Raw genomic sequence first — 2,547 nt, forward strand, 5'->3', positions numbered from 1 at the left:
ACCAGTGTGCGGTCGTGGCGGAATTGGTAGACGCGCAGCGTTGAGGTCGCTGTGGGGCAACCCGTGGAAGTTCGAGTCTTCTCGACCGCACCAGTATTCTTGAGGGCGCTGCAGAGAACCGCCTAGAATCAAGATTTCGGAAGCTGGCGAACGTATCAATAGTCGCCCTGTTCTCGAAATTTTGGCGAGCCGGGAAGTGTCGAAAAATCCGGAACTGCGTGGCGATAACGTCAGTAACTGTAAAGCCGTCGCCGAAAATCGTGGACTATCCGGCAATCAGCCGTTTGACAGTCGCGCTTGCCAATGCCAGTCTTGGTAACGCTAACAATAATAATACATGCGACATGGGGAGGAGGGGATGCAGCATCCCGTAAAGGCGCCGCCTGGCCGGCGCGTCCGGCGAACTCGTTTATGTGCGGCCTTGGCGGCGCTCAGCTTTGTGACCGTCGCTGCCTGCGCAATTTCTGGCCCAGGGGCCAGCGCACAGGAAGGCCGTGTTGCCACGGAAGCGAGCGATGCGGGCCTGCGCGGGCCAGACCGGGCCCAGTTCATCCTTGAGAGGATGACAACCGCAGAGAAGCTCGGTCAGCTCAACCAGATGGCGGGTGGCCGCCAGATCGCGCTCAACTCCCGAATCAACGAGGCCGAGTATGACCGTGTCCGCGCCGGCGGTGTGGGCTCTTATCTGCACGTCGCAGGCGCAGAATTTCTGGCTGAGTTGCAGCGTGTCGCCGTCGAGGAGAGCCGGCTTGGCATTCCGCTCCTGTTCGCGATGGATGTCGTTCATGGCTATCGTACGATGTTCCCGGTTCCTCTCGGGATCGCGGCGACGTTCGATCCTGCCGACGCCGAGCTTACCGCCCGCGTGGCCGCCGTTGAGGCGACCAGCGCCGGCCTCCACTGGACCTTCGCGCCGATGATCGACATTGCCCGCGATGCCCGCTGGGGCCGAATTGTCGAGGGGGCGGGGGAGGAGCCCTTCTTCGTTTCCGCGATGGCCCGCGCGCAGGTGCGGGGCTATCAGGGAACGGATCTTTCCCGCGCCGACACGATCCTCGCCACCGCCAAACATTTCGGCGCGTATGGCGCCGGCGCCGGCGGGCGGGACTATGACAGCGCCGACATTTCCGAGCGCACGCTGCACGAGGTCTATCTGCCGCCATTCTGGGCGGCGGCCGACGAAGGCGCCGGCAGTTTCATGGTGGCTTTCAATGATATCGGCGGCGTACCGACGACCGCCAACCGAGCGCTGTTGAACGACTTGCTTCGCTGCAGCTGGGACTATCAGGGTCTCGTGGTCAGCGACTGGAACTCGGTCCTTGAGCTGATCAATCACGGCGTCGCCGAGACCCGCGCTGAAGCGGGCGCCCTAGCCCTGCTCGCCAGCGTCGATATGGAAATGACAAGTGGCATCTATGCCGCCGACATGGCTGAAGCCGTGGAAGCTACGCCGGAACTTCAGGTGGCACTCGACGCCTCTGTTCTCCGTGTGCTGATGGCAAAGGAACGCCTCGGCCTGTTCGACGCGCCGCTCGCCTATCATGACCCTGCCCGGGAGGCCGCCGTCATGCTGTCGCCGGATCACCGCGCCGCCGCGCGGCAAGTCGCGGAACGATCGATGGTCCTGCTTCGCAATGATGCCGGCATCCTGCCGCTCAGCGAGGCGCCCGGCCGCGTGGCGCTGATCGGTGCGCTCGCAGATGATGCCCGTTCCATGATCGGCTCCTGGAAGGCGCAGGGGCGCCCCGAAGACGTCACCACGCTTTTGGCCACGCTGCAGGAACGTCTGGGCGACAATCTCGTTTACGAACCGGGCGCGGGTACACGCGACCAGGCCGACCCGGAAGCCATCGCCCGCGCCGTACGCGCGGCTGAAAGCGCAGACCTCGTCATTCTTGTCACGGGTGAGGATTACAATCTCTCGGGCGAGGCGCGTTCGCGATCTGACATCGCACTACCAGTGCCCCAGCAGGAACTGGCGCGCGCCATCCTTGCGACAGGCAAGCTGGTCGTCACGGTACTGATGACTGGCAGGCCCCTCGATCTCGAGCCGTTGGATGCCGACGACGCAACCATTCTGGTCGCCTGGTTTCCCGGTACCGAGACAGGTCCGGCCATTGCGAATATCCTCTTTGGGGATGTCTCTCCCGCGGGCCGACTGCCCGTGTCTTTCCCCCGCCGCACAGGACAGGCGCCGTATTTCATGGGCCATTACCCCACGGGGCGCCCCGCTGATCCGGACCTCTCGAAGGATTCGGCGCGCTATATGGATATCCCGATCACGCCGGCCTATGCCTTCGGTCACGGCCTCAGCTATGCGAGCTTTGAGTATGGCGGCTTGAACCATTCCGCTGACGAGCTGGTGCCTGGCGGGACAATTACAATCAGCTCGGCCATCACCAACACGTCCGGCATCAATGGGGACGAAGTGGTCCAGCTTTACGTGCGTGATCCTGTGGCGCAGGTCGCCCGGCCGGTACAGGAAATGCGCGGCTTTGCCCGCGTGAGCATCCCGGCAGGCGAGACGCGGCGGGTTGCCTTTACGCT

Annotated in this window: 1 protein-coding gene and 1 tRNA gene; both read left to right on the plus strand. The window is 63.6% G+C overall.

The genetic code is table 11. The annotated features are described in order from the left end of the window. Positions 1 to 8 precede the first annotated feature (8 nt). Positions 9 to 93: transfer RNA gene (locus ACK4SV_RS16715), tRNA-Leu, on the plus strand. 469 nt (positions 94 to 562) lie between these two features. Further along, positions 563 to 2,547 (plus strand): glycoside hydrolase family 3 N-terminal domain-containing protein (locus ACK4SV_RS16720; protein ID WP_409918979.1); only part of this gene is annotated, 1,985 nt, incomplete at its 3' end.

Origin of the sequence: Hyphomonas sp. (genome assembly GCF_046313735.1) — a bacterium.
In the GTDB taxonomy this organism is placed as follows: domain Bacteria; phylum Pseudomonadota; class Alphaproteobacteria; order Caulobacterales; family Hyphomonadaceae; genus Hyphomonas.